The sequence below is a fragment of the Nonomuraea sp. NPDC004186 genome (assembly GCF_053603495.1).
On record NZ_JBSGFQ010000002.1, the window covers coordinates 69,809 to 85,002 of the forward strand.

Sequence of the window (15,194 nt, forward strand, 5' to 3'; positions counted from 1 at the left end):
CCATCGCCCCTCCTTGGGCCGAGGGCCGGCTGACCACACATCCGACGAACAGGGCGCGGGGGCGCCTCACTGGTAGCGCCGTGTCATGCGTGCGCACGACTTCCGCCTTTGGGAAGAGGGCTGAGGAGGCCTGGACGGGACAGGCGGGCGTTGGGGACGGCGAGCAGGGCGGGAGAGCGTTGGGGGCGAGCAGGGCGGGCGGGCGTGGGGGACGGCGAGCAGGGCGGGCGTTGGGGACGGGGAGCAGGGGGCGGCGGTCTCTCCCGGGTGGTGGCCGTGGCCGGCTCGCGGATCATGGAGGGTCGTCCTCGGCGGGGATCGCGGGGATGGCGGCGGCTACGGCGGTGCCCTGGCCGGGGGTGGACTCGATGTCGAGGGTGCCGCCGACGGCGCGGACGCGTTGGCGCATTCCGTCGACGCCGAAGCCGTCAGCGGGCTCCTGCGAGGCGAAACCAGCGCCGTCGTCTCGAATGTCGAGGAGGATGCTTTCGTCCGTGTACGACAGGGTCAGGCCCGTCCTGGAGGCCCTGGCGTGCTTGGCGACGTTGGCCAGGGCCTCCTGGGCCACGCGGAACAGCGTGTCCTCGATGGGGGCGGCCAGGGCGACCGGCGTGCCGGTGATCTCGAGGGTCAGGTCGACGCCGGCCGACCGCGACCACGACTCGGCCAGGTCGGTGATCGCGTCCGGGAGCTTCGAGGTCTCCAGCGGCTCCGGGCGCAGGGCGCGTACGGACCGGCGGGCCTCGGAGAGACTGCGGCGGGCCAGCTCGGCGGCCTGGTCGAGGTGGCGGCGGCGGGTCTCGGCCCGGGAGGTGCGGTCGGCGGCGTTGAGCTGGCCGATCAGGGCGACGAGGTCCTGGGCGACCGTGTCGTGGATCTCGCCCGCCACGCGGTGCCGCTCGTCGAGCACGCCCGCCCGCCTGGCCTGGTCGAGGAGCCGGGCGTTGAGGGAGGCGTTCTCGGCCATGGCGGCGCGCAGGCGCTCGACCAGGCGGCGGCGCTTGTCGTGCTCGCCGGAGACGTACCAGCCGGCCACGACCAGCGGCAGCGCCACGCCCGCGATCACGGTGAGCAGGGTGCCCCGGGCGCCCGGCCCTGCCTGGGCCGTCACGATGACGATGGCGGTGAGCGTCACGCCCGCCATGGTCAGCCGGGCCGGGAGCAGGGCGCTGGCCAGCGGGTAGCCGATCGAGGCGAACACGATGAAGGCGGGGCTCGCGGCCGTCAGCACGGCGGCGAGCGCGATCAGTACGAGGAAGTGGCCCACGACGAGCGCGCGGCGCGTGTCCCTGCGGGGGTAGAGCCAGGCGATCGGCGCCACCCACACCGCCGCGGCCAGCGCGACCGCCGGCCACCACGGCGCGAACGCCGCCGGGCCGGGGCCGAAGTCGGCGGCCGGCCCGCCGGACCACGACCCGGCGACCGCCGTCCACGTCGCCGCAGGGCCGCCGCCCGTCGCAGTCCACGCCGTCGGGAGGCCGCCCGTCGCCGCCCACCCCGGGCCTGCCGCTTCGGCGAGCCAGGCCGGCAAGGGACCGGCCAGCCAGCGGAGGAGGGGCCAGGGCACGTCCGCGAGGGCGGCCGCGGTCGAGGAGATCCCGAGCAGTCCGTAGGCGAGGCACAGAAAGGCCCCGCGTTCGCGCCCGTCGAGCCAGCTCATGGGGTCAAGCCTGGCATGGCGTCAACCGATCGGTGGATGCCGGACGTCCACCGCACGACGAGCCGGGCAGGCGATGCGCACCCACCCTGAGCTGGGCGAACATCGAGTCATGAGCTTTCCGACCCGTAGGGACATGTTTCAGTACGCCGCCGTCGCGGGCGCGGGCGCCGTGGGCGCCCAGGCCGCCAAGCCGAGGCGGGAGGTGACCACGTACGTCTTCGTGACCGGCGCGAACGGCTCGGCCAGCGGCGACTCCGAGCTGACGCTGCGCGGCCACCGCACCGTGGGTGTGGCACTGCCGGGGCACGGCCCCGAGGAGCAGTTTCACCTCGCCTACCAGACCCCGCAGGACCTGGAGAAGCTGGCGACGCTGCCGTCGCCGGTGGCGGGGGTCACGCTGGACGACTATGTCGAGGCCACGGTGGACGCCGTGCGCCGGGTCTCCGGCTACGGTCCGGTGATCCTGGTGGGCGGCAGCCTGGGCGGCGCGACCATCACGAAGGCGGCCGACGCGGTGCCCGACCTGATCGACCTGCTCGTCTACGACACCGCGTTCTGCTGCACGAAGCTGAGCTCGCCCAACGACTATCTGGGGACGCCGGAGGGCAAGGAGAGCCTGGCGGGCAGCGTGGCGGCGGGCATCATCGCCGACCCGAGGGTGATCGGCGCGATCCGCATGAACTGGCGGACCGGCGACAGGAAGTTTCTGGACGCGGTCAAGGCGGCGTTCATGGCGGAGGCGAGCGAGGGCGAGCTCCTGGCCATGCTGAACACGTTGCTGCCGGATGAGAGTCTCCTGGTGGGGAGCGCCGACGCTCGGGGGCGCAAGGAGGCGTGGGGACGGGTGCCGCGCGTCTACATCAGGCACACGCGGGACAGGGTGATCCCGCTCGCACTGCAGGACCGGATGATCAAGGAAGCGGATGCGGCCACGCCAGGCAACAAGTTCAAGGTTTACTCGGTGGAGGCTTCGCATGCGCCGACGGCAAGAACGTACCGGCTGATTACCGAAATCCTGCACAAACTGGCGAAATGATAAAGCTGGGGTACCAGGACTCGAACCTAGACTAACTGAACCAGAATCAGTCGTGCTGCCAATTACACCATACCCCACCGCTTGCGACCCCTGGAGGGCGCTCTCGGCGACGTCCGAAAGAATAGCCCAGCTCTGGGGCTAAGACCAAAACGAATAGCCAACGAACCCTCCAGCGCCCACAGCAGCGGCCCTCACGTGCCAAGCTGAAGGGGACAAAACACCACGTGGAGGAGCCCCACCGTTGGCCGGTAACCCGTTCTTCACCCCTAGCGACCTGCCGTACGAACTGCCGCCCTTCGCCAACGTCCGCGAGGAGCACTACCTGCCCGCGTTCGAGCGCGGCATGGCGGAGCAGCTGGCGGAGGTCGACGCGATCGCAGGCAGCACCGAGGCGCCGACGTTCGACAACACGATCGCCGCGCTCGAGCGGTCGGGACGGATTCTCGACCGCACGGCCACGGTCTTCTTCAGCATCGCCGCCTCCAACACCACCGACGGCATCATGGAGATCGAGAAGGAGATCTCTCCCCAGCTGACCAGGCACGGCGACGCGATCCGGCTCAACCGGGCGCTGTGGGCGCGCATCAAGCAGGTGTCCACGGAGGATCCCGAGGAGGCCTGGCTGCTGGAGAAGTACCGGGAGGACTTCATCAGGGCGGGCGCCGACCTGTCGGAGCCGGACCAGGACCGGCTCCGGCAGCTCAACGAGGAGCTGTCGAAGCTCTCGACGGAGTTCGCGCAGACGCTGCTGAAGGCCTCGACGGAGTCGGCGCTGGTGGTGTCGGACCCCAAGGAGCTCGACGGCTTCGACCAGGCCAAGATCGAGTCGCTGCTCAAGGACGGCAAGTACGTCCTGCCGCTGCTCAACTTCACCCTCCAGCCGGGCCTGGCCCAGCTCACCGACCGCGACGTGCGCCGCAGGCTGTACGAGCTGAGCGTCGGGCGGGCGCCCGGCAACTTCGAGCTGGCGGCCAGGATGGCGGCGCTGCGGGCCGAGCGGGCGGAGCTGCTGGGGTTCGCCAGCCACGCGGCGTACGTGGTGGCCGACCAGACGGCCAAGACCGTCGAGGCGGTCGAGGAGATGCTCGGCCAGCTCGTCGCCCCCGCCGTGCGCAACGCGCGCAAGGAGGCCGAGGCGCTGTCGGAGCAGGCCGGGTTCGACATCGAGCCGTGGGACTGGTCGTACTACTCCGAGAAGGTGCGCCAGGCCCGCTACGACTTCGACGCCGCCGAGATGCGGCCGTACTTCGAGCTCGACCGCGTCTACCGTGACGGCATCTTCTTCGCGGCCGGGAAGCTGTACGGCCTCACCTTCACCGAGCGGCCCGACCTGGGCGGATACCACCCCGACGTGACGGTGTACGAGGTGTTCGACGAGGACGGGAGCCGGCTGGGGCTGTTCGTGCTCGACCCGTACGCGAGGGAGACCAAGCGCGGTGGCGCGTGGATGAACAACCTGGTCGACCAGTCGTTCCTGTTCGGGCAGCTGCCGGTGGTCATCAACAACCTCAACGTCACCAAGCCGGCCTCGGGGCCGACGCTGCTGACGTACGACGAGGTCAACACGGCCTTCCACGAGTTCGGGCACGCGCTGCACGGGCTGTTCTCCCAGGTGCGCTTCCCGCGCGTGTCGGGCACCCACGTGCCGCGCGACTTCGTCGAGTACCCGTCACAGGTCAACGAAATGTGGGTGACCTGGCCCGAGGTGCTGGCCAACTACGCCAAGCACCACGAGACGGGCGAGCCGATGCCGGCCGAGCTGGTGGAGAAGCTGCAGGCGGCGGAGAAGTTCAACCAGGGCTTCAAGACCGTCGAATATCTCGCCGCGACCCTGCTCGACTGGGCCTGGCACAAGCTGGCGTCCGGAGAGACGGTGGCCGACCCCGAGGCGTTCGAGTCCGCGGCCCTGGAGGCCTCCCAGATCGCCGTGCCACAGGTCGGGCCGCGTTACAGGACCAACTACTTCGCCCACATCTTCTCCGGCGGCTACAGCGCGGGCTACTACTCCTACATCTGGAGCGAGGTGCTCGACGCGGAGAGCGTGGAGTGGTTCAAGGAGAACGGCGGGCTCACCAGGGCCAACGGTGACCACTTCCGCCGCGAGCTGCTCTCCCGCGGCGGCAGCCTCGACCCGCTGACCGCGTTCCGCAACTTCCGCGGGCGCGAGCCCAGCATCCAGCCGCTGCTCGTCCGCCGCGGCCTCGACTGAGCCCGTGCGCCGGCGGCCCGCCCTGCGGGCCGCCGGTCGCCGGATCAGCCCTTCAGGCGGGCCAGCGCGGCGCGCAGGCGCTCCTGCGCCCGGGCGCGGCCCAGCACCTCGATCGACTCGAACAGCGGCAGGCCCACCGTCCGGCCGGTGATCGCCACGCGGACCGGCGCCTGGGCCTTGCCGAGCTTGAGCCCGTACGCGGTCCCGACCTCCTCCAGCGCCTCCTTGAGCGACTCGGGGTCCCAGCTGACCGTCTCCAGCCGCGACAGGTAGTCGGTGAGGATCTCCACCGGCGAGTTCTTCATCGCCTTGTCCCAGGACGCCTGGTCGAAGACCGGCTCGTCGAGGAAGAGGAAGTCGACGTTCTGCCGGATCTCCGACAGCACCGCGATGCGGGTCTGGGCCAGCGCCGCGACCTTGCTGAACAGCTCGCGGTCCCAGGACGGGTCGAGGTAGGGCTCGCAGCGCTGCTCGAACGTCTCCAGCGGCAGCGCCCGGATGTACTCGCCGTTGAACGCGCGCAGCTTCTTCTCGTCGAAGAACGCGCTGGCGGAGTTGACGTCCTCCAGCCGGAACAGCGGCATCATCTCGGACCACGGCATGATCTCGCGGTCCTCGCCCGGCCCCCAGCCCAGCAGCATCAGGTAGTTGACCGTGGACTCCGCGAGGTAGCCCTCCGCGCGGTAGTCCTCCAGGGCCACCTTGTCGCGGCGCTTGGACAGCTTCTTGCGCTGCTCGTTGACGATCACCGGCAGGTGCGCCCAGACCGGCGGCGTGGCGCCCAGCGCCGGCCACAGCAGCATCTGCTTGGCGGCGTTGCCCAGGTGCTCCTCGCCGCGGACGACGTGGGTGATGTTCTGGGTGATGTCGTCGACCGCGTTGGCCAGCACGTAGAGCGGCGAGCCGTCGGTGCGGGCGATGACGAAGTCCTCCTGCGCCTCGTTGGGGAACTCCACGTTGCCCCGGATGAGGTCCTCGACGACCGTGACGCCGTCGTCGGGGGTGCGGAAGCGGACCGCGCCCTCGGTCAGGCCGCGGTCGCGGCAGTGGCCGTCGTAGCCTCGGTGCTCGGAGCCGGTGCGGGCCACCAGCAGCTCACGCGTGCAGTCGCAGTAGTAGGCCCGGCCGTCGGCCAGCAGCTTCGCCACCGCCTCGCGGTGCTGGGTCTCGTACGCCGACTGGAAGTAGGGGCCCTCGAACGCCGGGTTGCCGCCGTTGATGCCGATCCAGTCGAGGGCGGAGATGATGCCCTCGGTCCACTCCGGACGGTTTCGCGACGCGTCGGTGTCCTCGATGCGCAGCACGAAGCGGCCGCCGGACTGCTCGGCCAGCGCCCAGTTGAACAGCGCCGTGCGGGCACCGCCCACATGGAACATGCCGGTTGGGGACGGGGCGAACCGCACCCGTACTTCAGTCACGGGAGACCACCTTGTTCGTGAGTGTGCCGATGCCTTCGATGCCGACGCTGACCTCGTCGCCGATCTCGAGCGGGCCGACGCCCGCGGGGGTGCCGGTCAGGATGACGTCGCCGGGGATCAGGGTCATGACCGCGCTGACGTAGGCCACCAGCGCGGGGATGTCGTTGATGAGCTGGCTGGTGCGGCCGCTCTGCCGGATCTCGCCGTTGACCGTGGTCGTCAGCGCCAGGTCGCTCGCGTCGAGGTCGGTCTGGATCCACGGCCCCAGCGGGCAGAACGTGTCGAACCCCTTGGCCCGGGTGAACTGCACGTCCTTCTTCTGGAGATCGCGGGCGGTGACGTCGTTGGCGCAGGTGTAGCCGAAGATCACGTCCTTGACCCGCTCGACCGGCACCTCGCGGCACAGCCTGCCGATCACCACGGCCAGCTCCCCCTCGTAGTCGACGCGGTCGGACAGCGTCGTGGGGTACGCGATGTTCTCGCCGTGGCCGATCACCGACGTGGACGGCTTCATGAAGATCAGCGGTTCCTCGGGCACCTCGTTGCCCAGCTCGGCCGCGTGCTCGGCGTAGTTTCTGCCGATGGCGACCACTTTGCTCGGCAGCATCGGGGCCAGCAGTTTCACCTGGGACAGCGGGTGCCGCTCGCCGGTGAACTGCACCTGGCCGAACGGGTGACCGGCGACCGCGGAGATGACCTCCTCGCCCGGGCCGCCCTCGACCACGCCGAACGACACGCCTTCGCCTGTGGAGAACCTCGCTATACGCACCTGACAAGGCTATCGCCGCCACCGCCAGGCTCCGCCCAACCCGTACCTCGTGCCGCGCCGGACCAGGAGCAGGACCCTGAGGATGCCCGCGTTAGCCTGGATCTCTCAGCAGGTGGTGTCGCCGAAGAGAGGGGCCCCGTTGTCCGTCGTGAAGATCAACGTCCTGAACGTGCCCGCCGACATGCGCGAGGAGCTCGAACGGCGCTTCGCCAACCGGGCGGGCATGGTGGAGTCGGCCGACGGGTTCGAGTGGTTCGAGCTGCTCAGGCCGGTGGAGGGCACCGAGCGCTACCTCGTCTACACGCGCTGGCGCAGCGAGGAGGACTTCCAGAACTGGCAGCAGGGTGAGGCCTTCCGGCGCGGGCACGCCCAGGCGGCGCAGGCCGCCCAGGAACAGGGGCACGGCCACGGCCACGGGCACGGGCAGGGGCCCGCGGCGACCGGCTCGGAGGTGTGGACCTTCGAGGTCGCCGAGAGCACCGGCCCCAAGTCATAGCCGATCCGGCTTCCAGGACCCTTTTCGGGGTCAGGCGTCCAGCGGGTTGCGCGCGATCCGGCCCACGATGCCGGCGCGGACGAACTGGCCGGCGATGCTGGACGGCTTGCGCGCGCCCTGCTCCGAGATGCACGCCCCGAACTCCTTGGCGATCTCCAGCCTCGGGTAGCGCTCCAGGACCTCGCGCCTGATCGCCTCGGGGATCTCCTCCGTACGGCGGCCCGAGATGTCCATGCCGGTCGAGAGCTCCAGCAGGTGGCCCTCCGGGTCCTCCTCCAGGGGCACCTCGTCCCACATGTGCCGGATGATCACCTCGCGGGCGCGTACCCTCCGCTCGGGCGACCAGCCGGCGCCGGCGCAGAAGACCCAGGCCACGTCGCCGCCCGCCTCCTCGAACGGCACCGAGTGGCTGTCGAACTCGGCCACCAGCCCGAGGTCGTGCAGCATGGCCGACACGTAGAGCAGCTCCGCGTCGAACGCGATGCCGTGCTCACGCGCGTACGCGGCCGCCCACAGGTAGGCCCTGATCGAGTGGTTGAGCAGCGAGGGCGTGTGGTAGCGGGCGGCCACCTCCAGCGCTCCGCGGCAGGCGGGTGTGTCCGGGATCACGAGGTCGTCGAATGTCACCGCACCAGCATGTCGCGCCAGGTACGGCTACGCCATGCGAGACACCGGGGGCGCATCGAGCATCTAACGAATCCGCCACTCAACTTGACCCATTGATCGCGATTCGGAAAGCATGTCCCACCTTCACTTTTTGTCCCGAAAGGAACTGGCGTGCGCCGGCTCGCGATACCTCTTGCCCTTTTGCTGGCGCTCGGCGGGTTAGGTAGCCCCGCGCATGCCGACAAGGTGACCCGGACCGCGGAGTGCCAGGGCGACTGGCTGCCCGGCACCCCCACGGCCGACGACGTCATGAAGGGCGAGATCTCGCTGGTCGGGCTGCCCGCGTACAAGCTCGGCAAGAAGATCAACTGGAGCGCGAGCCCGTACGGGAACCGTTCGTGGGAGTTCGTGTTCCAGTCGCTGCGCTGGATGGGCACGCTGGTCGTCGCGTACGAGAACAGCGGTGACCGCAGCTACCTGGATCGCGCCACCGAGATCACCAAGGACTGGGTCGCGAACAACAAGCCCGGGGCACGCGGCACCAAGCCGTACACGTGGAAGGACCACCCGGTCTCGCTGCGCACGCAGCCGCTGCTCTGCCTGAGCATGCACGTCAAGGAGAGCTGGCTGAAGGACAGCCTCGCCGACCACGCCAAGCTCCTGTCGGACTCGCGGCTCTACAAGAAGGGCCACAACCACGGCATCGACCAGGACATCGCGCTCATGGGCATCGGCTGCAGGTACGGCCGCAAGGACTGGTCGGACCTGGCCTCCCGCCGGCTGACCGGCACGGTGAAGCTCGACGTCGACTCGCAGGGCGCGCTCATGGAGCAGGCTCCGCGCTATGCCGTGTACGTCTACAGTCGGCTGCAGGTCGCGATGACCAACATGAAGGCGTGCGGCAGGAAGGTGCCCGGCGAGATCGCCAAGCGGGCCGAGGCGATGAAGGACTTCATCGCCCACGCCACCATGCCGACCGGCTACATGGTGCCCATCGGCGACGGCACCGCCGAGACCGAGCCGAAGATCGAGACGGGGACGCCGAAGCAGAAGGTCAAGACCTACCGGGCGGGCTACGTCTTCGGCCGCACGGCCTGGAGCAAGCCGGACTCGGCGTACTACTCGATCAGGTTCGGGCCCGGGCTGAAGTTCCACGGCCACGAGGACCACCTGGGCGTCACGTACTACGCCCATGGCCGCAATCTCCTGGTGGACGGCGGCTTCCACTCCTACGAGAAGAGCGCCTACCGCTACTGGACGCTCTCCCCCGAGGCCCACAACGTGCCGACGGTGGTCGGGGCCCGCTTCAAGCCGCGGACGTCCTCGAAGCTCGTGGCGTCGAAGTACGGCAAGGACCGGCAGTCGTTCAAGCTGACCGACAAGGCGTACGGGGTGAGCCGCACCAGGTCGGTCCTGGTGAACCACGGCGAGGACCTGATGGCGGTGCTGGACACGGCCTCGGGCGGCAAGAAGATCAGCAACCTCTGGCGGTTCGACCCGTCGCTCAAGCTGGTGTCCAACGGCGGGGGCAAGGTCGTGCTCGGGGACGGCAAGTTCAAGGTCACCCTGCTGCAGTTCTCGTCGTCGTGCGACCGGGTCGGCGGGCAGAAGGTGGAGCGCGGCGGGAAGGTGGGCTGGGTCTCGCCCACGTACCTGTCGAAGCTGCCGACCAATGTGGTGGTGTCGCCGGCGGCGCGGTCGCTGCTGACGGTGATCGTGCCCGGGACGGACTCGCCCAAGGTGTCCTGCTCGGGCGGGAAGGTCACGGTGGACGGCACCTCGTTCTCCGCCAAGGCGTTCTAGCCTCGGCTCCTGCCGTCAGCCCAGGAAGGAGCCGCCTCCATCCACCATGATCGAGCAGCCGGTGATGAATGAGGCGTCCGGCCCGGCCAGGAAGACGGCGGCGCGGCCGATGTCGGCCTCCGCGTCACCGGTGCGGCGCAGCGACAGGCCGGACAGCGCCGCGTCCAGCTCGTCCGGCCGCGTGTCGAAGTAGGATTTCGCCCCTTCGCTGAGCGCGAAGGGGCAGATCGCGTTGACCGTGATGTCGTGGGCACCCCACTCGCGGGCCGCGGTCCTGGTGAGGCCGCCGACGGCGGCCTTCGCCGAGACGTACGCGCCGTAGCCGACCAGCCCCTGGATCTCGGAGCCGGAGCGCAGGTTGATGACGCGACCGCCGCCCTTGAGGTGAGGGAAGCAGGCCCGCATGAAGTACGTGCTGGCCATGGGGCCGGTGCGGAACGCCAGCTCGAGATCCTCGTCGGTGATCTCCTCCAGCGGCACCCCGACGCGGGCCGCCATCGCGTTGTTGACCAGGATGTCCACGGTGCCGAACCGCTCGACCACCGCGGCCACCGCGGCGCCGACGGCGGCGGAGTCGCGGATGTCGCAGGTCAGCGGGATCGCCGCAGCGCCGAGGCGCTCGATCTCGCCGGCCGTCCCGGCCGCCGCCTCGCCGTTGAGGTCGACGACGGCGATCGAGGCGCCTTCCTTGGCCATGGCCGTCGCGATGCCGCGCCCGATCCCCTGCCCGGCGCCTGTCACTATCGCGACCTTGCCCTCCAACGAACCCATGACGGCTCCTTCCCTTCGCACTATCCAACACCTGTCGGCTAAACAACGCGTGCCGTCAAAGTACACTGAGCCCGTGCCCGAAGAGAAGCCCCCGCTGACCGGCCGCGTCCAGGCCGACCCCCGCGCGCGGCGATCCCTGGCCGCGCTGCAGCAGGCGCTGCTGGATCTGGTCCTGGACAAGGAACTGGGGCAGATCACGGTGGCCGACGTCACCAAGCGGGCCGGCCTGAACCGCTCGACCTTCTACGACCACTTCTCCGACGTCCATGCCCTCGCCGAGTCGGCCTGCGCGGCGATGTTCGACGGCCTGGTCGCCGCCGCGCCGAAGCTGGGCCGGTACGTGGCGACCCGGAGCGAGCCGCCCGTCGAGACCACGCGGCTGTTCGCGCACGTCGCCGAGCACGCGCACCTGTACCGGGCGCTGCTGGGCCCCGACGGCAGCGCCCGGCTCCAGGATCACCTGCGGCACCGCATGACCGTCGCCATCCACGTCAGCGGACAGCACACCTCACCGGACGACGGCGGCTCCACCCATGTCGACGATCCTGCGGACATCCCTCATGACGTTCCGGCGGCGTTCGTCGCGGGGGCGCTGCTGTCGGTGGCGGCGGACTGGGTGCGGCGGGGGTGCCCGGGCACCCCCGAGGAGCTCTCCGCGGCGGTCTGGCCCCTGATGGTCGGCGCCTCACCCTGAGCGGTCGTCTCATCGTGAGCCGCGCGCCTCATCGTGAGCCGGCGGCGAAATCGGCGCCTTCGCCGTCAGAACATCCCGTACGGGATCTCGCCGGGGTCGGGCACCGGCTGCACCACGTCCCAGTGCTCGACGATCTGCCCGTCCACCATCCGCCATATGTCGACGACCGCGATCCCGCGCCCGTCCCCTGGCGGGACCATGTGATAGTGCAGCATCACGTGGTCGTCCTCGGCGATGACCCGCTTGAGGTCGAGCTTCGCCCCGGCGACCGGGGCGCTCGCGATGAACTCGATGAACGCGTCTCTGCCTGAGGGATTTCCCGGGCTGTGCTCGATGAAGTCTTCCCGGAGCAGGTCGCGAAGTATCTCCACATTCCCCGCCGCGAACTCCGAGAAGCCGCGCAGGACGATTTCCTTGTTGCGTCCGGCAATGCCGTTCTCACTCATGCGCCCACCATGCGGCGTCCCGGCCCGGCCCGTCGATTACATCCCATGTAATGGACAACCGGTTACCAGGGGGTCAGGGGAGCCCCTGGTCCGTCATTTCTTGGAGATCATGACCTCGTGGCCGTCCGGGTCGGTGGCCTTGATGTAAGTGCCCCAGGCCTCCTCTACCGGGTCGGTCACGGTGACGCCGAGCTCACGCAACTGACGCACCGTCTCGTCGATGTCATCGCAGGCGAAGGTGAGAAAGGCGCCCTCGCCCGGCTTCTTGTCGAACGCCTCCGCGCTGTGCAAGGTGATCGAGGTCTCTCCGTTCGGCGGCTTGACCTCCACCCAGCGCGCACCTGGCCACATCTCAGCATCGACGGTCTTGGTGAAGCCGAGCTTGTCGACGTAAAAATCCACCGACCGCTGCTGATCGGCTACATACATGACGGCGACGTTGATGTGGGTGATCATGGATATCCCTTTGTCGGCTCGACTGCATCGGTTGTCGGCGATGCCCGCACTGCCCTCTCCGCGCAGCGCGACACAGCAGAAGCCTATGTGAGCCGACCTTGCCGAACCCGCCGGCGTCACATCCCACGTGATCGACGGTGGATCGCGGTGAAGGCCAGGAGCAGTTCGGCGGTCCGCGGCGGATCTTCCACGATGGGCGAGTGTCCGGAACCGGGCAGCAGCTCGATCTTCGCGCCCGGAACGACGCCATAGTCGGCCGCGGACGAGGATCGCCACCTCCGGTCCTCCGCACCGAAGATCACCAGCAGCGGCTTGCCGAGGGCCTTCAGCCGAGCCGGGAGCGCCCGCTCCTCCAGGTATTCGCGTGGTGCCTGCATGATCGCGACGAACGCATGGAAGCTCATACCGCGCAGCTCGTCCACGAACGCCTGCGGGATCGGGTGGTCCGCCCGCCTGAAACCGGTGCTCGAGAACTGGCGGATCAGCTCGTCGCTCGGCGGCCACTGCGAGGGTCCGATCGCGGCGGACTCCTGCGCGATGAAGGCGTCCATGCTGGGTCCGGTGTTGATGAGCGCGAGCGCGGTCACCAGGTCGGGCCGTTGCTCGGCGAGGGCGGTGGCGACCGCGCCGCCGCTGGAATGGCCGGCGACCACGGCGTGCTCGACGCCGAGCCGGTCCAGCGTCGCGCCGACCCTGCGTGCCTGGTCCGGGACCGTGTAGCTACCGTCGGCCGGTTGGCCCGACCGGCCGTGCCCGAGCAGGTCGATCCGGATGACGCGATGGGATCTGGTCAGCAGCGGAACCAGCAGGTCCCACCACATGGCCGAGGATGCCGTCCCGTGGATGAGCAGGAGCGGGGGCGCGTCGCGGGGGCCGTCCTGGCACACGTGGATGTCGCCGTCGTCCAGGGACAGGGTCTCGGTGGCCTCGGTTCCACCGTCAGAAATGGTCATGAGGCCCACTCTCGCCGCCGGTACGGGTGGCTGGATTGGACAAATGTTCCCCTCGATCGGCCCGCGTAGCATGAAACGGTGCGGACATTCGTGCACGGCGCGGCTGTGTGGGACGTGGCATGCCCGCGGCGGCCCAGCCGGGTGGCCGGTGTCACCATGGCCGGGTTCCGGGTCCGTGACCTGGACACGCTCCGGATGGTCCCGCATCCGGCCGTGACGCTGCTGGTGGAGTTCGGCGCCGGTTCGGCCGTCATGGACTACGCCGCCGGGCGGCAGCAGCGGGGAAGCATCGTCGCCGGGCCCGGGCTCGGGTCCGGAGGCGCGGTCCGGGCACGGGGTGAGAACGTCGAGTGCGTGCAGGTGCGCCTGTCCCCGGCCATCGCACGCGCGGTTCTGGACGTCTCCCCCGCCGACCTCGACGGCACCGTGGTGGCCCTCGACGACCTGTGGGGCCGGGAGGCGTTCCGCATCCGCGAACGGCTGAGCGAGGTCTCGTCGTGGCAGGAACGCTTCGCGTTGACGGACGCGCTGCTCGCCCGCCGGCATGAGGCGGGGCCGCCGGTGGACCCGGAGGTGGCCTGGGCCTGGCAGCGGATCGTCGCCGGCCGCGGCCTGGTCCGGGTCGACGGGCTGGCTGCCGAGGTCGGATGGAGCCGTAAGCGCCTGTGGTCCCGGTTTCGCTCGCAGATCGGCCTGCCGCCCAAACGCGCGGTGAAGCTGGTCCGCTTCGATCATGCCGCCCACCGCCTGGTCGCGGGTGAGGGCCCGGCCCGAGTCGCGGCCGACGCCGGCTATGCCGACCAGTCCCACCTGCATCGGGACGTCGTGGCGTTCACCGGGGTGACGCCCGCGACCGTGGCCGGCGAGCCGTTTCTGGCGGTCGACGACATCGCGTGGCCCAGCCAGGTGACACCGGCCGGCCGCGCGTGAGACGGCCACCGCTTCGGTGGCCGATCGGACGTGAGACGGTCACCGCCTTCGGTCACCGACCGCACGCGAGAGGGTCGCCGGCCAGATGTGAGGCGGCCACCGCTACCGGGCGGTCACGAACTCCCGCGCACCGCGCAGCCTGGTCCGCAGCTGCCGCTGGGTCACGGCGCAGTCCAACCGCACATCGAGCGGCCCAGGCAGGTCGGTGTCGGCACGCCGGCCGGACGGCAACCGAGCCGGATCCAGTCCGTCGCGCCGGGCTACGAGGCAGCCCAGCTCATATCGGCTCACCGCATCCGCCCCGGCCACGTGATGGATCCCGGCGCGATCGCAGTTCGCGAGCTCCAGGAGGGCTGCCGCCAGATCACCGACATGCACCGGACAGCGCACGTCGTCGGTGAACAACACCCCGTGCGTGCCGCCTGCGGCCAGCGCGTGCACGAAGTCCTCGTGTGGAGAGCCGCCGTCACCGATGATCAGCGACGTCCGTACGACCACCGCCGCAGGATCGATCGCCTGCACGGCCACCTCCGCGGCCGCCTTCGCCGCTCCGTACGGACTGACCGGGTCGGGCACGCAGTCCTCGGCATAGGTGATCGCCCTGCCCGAAAAGACGGCGTCGCTGGACACGTGCACCAAACGTGCGCCGTTCCCGGAGGCCGCGACGGCCACGTGAGCGGCGCCCATGGCCGTCGTCACCCAGTCTGACTGACGGTAGGCCGCGTTGACGACGACGTCGGGGCTGAACGCGCCGATCAGGTCGACCACGGCCGTACGGTCGCGGACATCGAGCGGCAGCCACTCGACCCCCGCCGCCGTTCCCGGCCGCGTCAGACAGGTCGCGGCCACGACGTCACCGGCCGTCGCGGACTGCCGTACGAGTTCGGCGCCGAGAAAGCCGCTGCCGCCCACGATGAGGATTCTCATGAGCTGCGACCGTAGCGGAC

Annotated in this window: 15 protein-coding genes and 1 tRNA gene; 6 read left to right on the forward strand and 10 right to left on the reverse strand. The window is 70.0% G+C overall.

Translation table 11 applies throughout. From position 1 onward, the window contains the following. Positions 1-292: 292 nt before the first annotated feature. Positions 293-1,660, reverse strand: a complete 1,368-nt coding sequence (locus ACWEPL_RS01940; protein ID WP_452434727.1) for a sensor histidine kinase — start codon at positions 1,658-1,660, stop codon at positions 293-295. Between the two features lie 109 nt (positions 1,661-1,769). Here ACWEPL_RS01940 and ACWEPL_RS01945 point away from each other — a divergent pair, with 109 nt between their 5' ends. Beyond that, positions 1,770-2,696 carry an alpha/beta fold hydrolase gene (locus ACWEPL_RS01945; RefSeq protein WP_350729693.1) on the forward strand — a complete coding sequence of 309 codons (927 nt, stop codon included), beginning with the start codon at positions 1,770-1,772 and terminating at the stop codon, positions 2,694-2,696. 5 nt (positions 2,697-2,701) lie between these two features. Here ACWEPL_RS01945 and ACWEPL_RS01950 read toward each other — a convergent pair. Beyond that, positions 2,702-2,773: transfer RNA gene (locus ACWEPL_RS01950), tRNA-Gln, on the reverse strand. A gap of 164 nt (positions 2,774-2,937) precedes the next feature. Here ACWEPL_RS01950 and ACWEPL_RS01955 point away from each other — a divergent pair. Then, a complete protein-coding gene (locus ACWEPL_RS01955; protein WP_452434730.1) occupies positions 2,938-4,905 on the forward strand; it encodes a M3 family metallopeptidase in 1,968 nt (655 codons plus the stop codon). 44 nt (positions 4,906-4,949) lie between these two features. Here ACWEPL_RS01955 and gltX read toward each other — a convergent pair whose 3' ends face one another. Continuing rightward, on the reverse strand, positions 4,950-6,281 hold the full coding sequence (gltX, locus tag ACWEPL_RS01960) for a glutamate--tRNA ligase (protein ID WP_452434914.1): 1,332 nt from the start codon (positions 6,279-6,281) through the stop codon (positions 4,950-4,952). A gap of 34 nt (positions 6,282-6,315) precedes the next feature. Next, entirely contained in the window at positions 6,316-7,092 is a 777-nt protein-coding gene (locus tag ACWEPL_RS01965; RefSeq protein ID WP_185068095.1) for a fumarylacetoacetate hydrolase family protein, read from the reverse strand. Between the two features lie 139 nt (positions 7,093-7,231). Here ACWEPL_RS01965 and ACWEPL_RS01970 point away from each other — a divergent pair, with 139 nt between their 5' ends. Then, on the forward strand, positions 7,232-7,588 hold the full coding sequence (locus ACWEPL_RS01970; RefSeq protein WP_355208858.1) for an antibiotic biosynthesis monooxygenase family protein: 357 nt from the start codon (positions 7,232-7,234) through the stop codon (positions 7,586-7,588). A gap of 30 nt (positions 7,589-7,618) precedes the next feature. Here ACWEPL_RS01970 and ACWEPL_RS01975 read toward each other — a convergent pair whose 3' ends face one another. After that, complete coding sequence (locus tag ACWEPL_RS01975) at positions 7,619-8,215, reverse strand: HD domain-containing protein (RefSeq protein ID WP_363976062.1); 597 nt, start codon at positions 8,213-8,215, stop codon at positions 7,619-7,621. Positions 8,216-8,440: 225 nt separating this feature from the next. On the opposite strand from ACWEPL_RS01975, the gene ACWEPL_RS01980 reads away from it, so the two are divergent. Beyond that, complete coding sequence (locus tag ACWEPL_RS01980) at positions 8,441-9,997, forward strand: heparinase II/III family protein (RefSeq protein ID WP_363976064.1); 1,557 nt, start codon at positions 8,441-8,443, stop codon at positions 9,995-9,997. Positions 9,998-10,012: 15 nt separating this feature from the next. Here ACWEPL_RS01980 and ACWEPL_RS01985 read toward each other — a convergent pair whose 3' ends face one another. After that, positions 10,013-10,768, reverse strand: coding sequence for an SDR family NAD(P)-dependent oxidoreductase (locus ACWEPL_RS01985; protein ID WP_449908379.1), 756 nt, complete (start codon positions 10,766-10,768; stop codon positions 10,013-10,015). Between the two features lie 73 nt (positions 10,769-10,841). Between ACWEPL_RS01985 and ACWEPL_RS01990 the strand changes: the two genes are divergently transcribed. Beyond that, positions 10,842-11,462, forward strand: a complete 621-nt coding sequence (locus tag ACWEPL_RS01990; protein WP_363976070.1) for a TetR/AcrR family transcriptional regulator — start codon at positions 10,842-10,844, stop codon at positions 11,460-11,462. A 65-nt stretch (positions 11,463-11,527) separates the two neighbouring features. Here ACWEPL_RS01990 and ACWEPL_RS01995 read toward each other — a convergent pair whose 3' ends face one another. From ACWEPL_RS01995 to ACWEPL_RS02005, 3 genes are all read right to left on the reverse strand, one after another. Further along, positions 11,528-11,908 carry a nuclear transport factor 2 family protein gene (locus ACWEPL_RS01995; RefSeq protein WP_363976073.1) on the reverse strand — a complete coding sequence of 127 codons (381 nt, stop codon included), beginning with the start codon at positions 11,906-11,908 and terminating at the stop codon, positions 11,528-11,530. A gap of 93 nt (positions 11,909-12,001) precedes the next feature. Next, on the reverse strand, positions 12,002-12,364 hold the full coding sequence (locus tag ACWEPL_RS02000) for a VOC family protein (protein ID WP_363976076.1): 363 nt from the start codon (positions 12,362-12,364) through the stop codon (positions 12,002-12,004). Between the two features lie 116 nt (positions 12,365-12,480). Next, positions 12,481-13,317 (reverse strand): alpha/beta fold hydrolase, encoded by an 837-nt coding sequence (locus ACWEPL_RS02005; RefSeq protein WP_452434735.1) that lies wholly within the window; start codon positions 13,315-13,317, stop codon positions 12,481-12,483. Between the two features lie 78 nt (positions 13,318-13,395). Between ACWEPL_RS02005 and ACWEPL_RS02010 the strand changes: the two genes are divergently transcribed. Then, positions 13,396-14,247, forward strand: coding sequence for a helix-turn-helix domain-containing protein (locus tag ACWEPL_RS02010; protein ID WP_452434737.1), 852 nt, complete (start codon positions 13,396-13,398; stop codon positions 14,245-14,247). 102 nt (positions 14,248-14,349) lie between these two features. Here the strand turns inward: ACWEPL_RS02010 and ACWEPL_RS02015 are convergent, their stop codons facing one another. Further along, entirely contained in the window at positions 14,350-15,174 is an 825-nt protein-coding gene (locus tag ACWEPL_RS02015) for an SDR family oxidoreductase (RefSeq protein WP_452434739.1), read from the reverse strand. Between the last annotated feature and the right edge of the window lie 20 nt (positions 15,175-15,194).